General features: G+C 73.5%; 2 protein-coding genes. Both read left to right on the top strand.

Translation table 11 applies throughout. From position 1 onward, the window contains the following. Positions 1-692: FecR family protein (locus DMC18_RS24835; RefSeq protein WP_110133412.1), on the top strand; the 692-nt coding region annotated here is incomplete at its 5' end. A gap of 110 nt (positions 693-802) precedes the next feature. Continuing rightward, positions 803-1,017 (top strand): hypothetical protein (locus DMC18_RS24830; RefSeq protein WP_146218216.1); only part of this gene is annotated, 215 nt, incomplete at its 3' end.

Genomic DNA, 1,017 nt, shown 5'->3' with positions numbered 1-1,017 from the left:
CGACCGCCGCGGCGGTCGCCAGCGGGGTCGGCCTGATGATGGCCGGCGCGGCCCAGGCCACCATCCGCACCGGTCCCGGCGAGCGGCTGACGGCCTCCCTGCCCGACGGCTCGCGCGTCACCCTGGCGCCGCTGTCGAAGCTGCGGATCGGCTATGGCGGCTCCAAGCGCGCCGCGCGGCTTGACGAGGGCCAGGCCTATTTCGAGATCCGCCGGGGCAAGCCGTTCAGGCTGATCGCCGGCGACCGGGTCGCCGAATGCGCCGGCGGTCGCTTCCAGGTCTCGCTCGACGGCGCTCGGGCGCAGATCCTGCTGGAGGACGGCGCCCTTCAGGTCGCCGCCGACGCGGGCGGCGCCCGGCCGCTGGCGATCCGCGCCGGCCAGATGGTCTCGGGTCCGGCCGAGGCTCCGGCCGTCACGACGACGTCGGACGCCGAGGGGCTGACGGCGTGGCGGACGGGGCGGCTGGTGTTCGACGACGAGGCGCTCGCCGACGTCGTGGCCGCCTTCAACCGCTATTCCCGCGACCAGCTGGTGCTGGCCCAGCCGGAACTGGGGTCGATCCGCATCTCCGGCTCGTTCCGCTACGACGGCGCGCGCGAATTCGCCCAGGCCATGCAGGCGGCCTTCGGCCTCGACGTGCGCCAGGTCGGGACCTCGACCTGGTCGATCACGGCCGCCTCCGCGACCTAGAGACCGCCGTTCGCTGCGTGAAATTTTCACGACGGGATGAGGGTTCGGCCATGGCGGCGGTTCCTGGAGTCGATCGGTCAGGGGGCCGGCGGCTGTTTAGGACCATATCCATGACGAGCTTCAATTCACGCGCGCTTCGACGCAACCTGCTGGCCTGCGGCGCGGTGGCCGCCCTCGGCCTGGCGTCGGGCCTGGCCTCCCCGGCCCTGGCCCAGGCGAGCGGTCCTGCGGCGCTGAGCCTGCAAAGCCAGCCGCTGGAGCTGGCCCTGCCGGCCCTGGCCCGCCAGGCCGACATCCAGCTGCTCTATGCGCCCGCTCTGGTGCG

It is taken from the genome of Caulobacter sp. D5, assembly GCF_003185805.1.
Taxonomy (GTDB): Bacteria; Pseudomonadota; Alphaproteobacteria; order Caulobacterales; family Caulobacteraceae; genus Caulobacter.
This window is presented reverse-complemented; position numbering and strand designations above follow the sequence as displayed.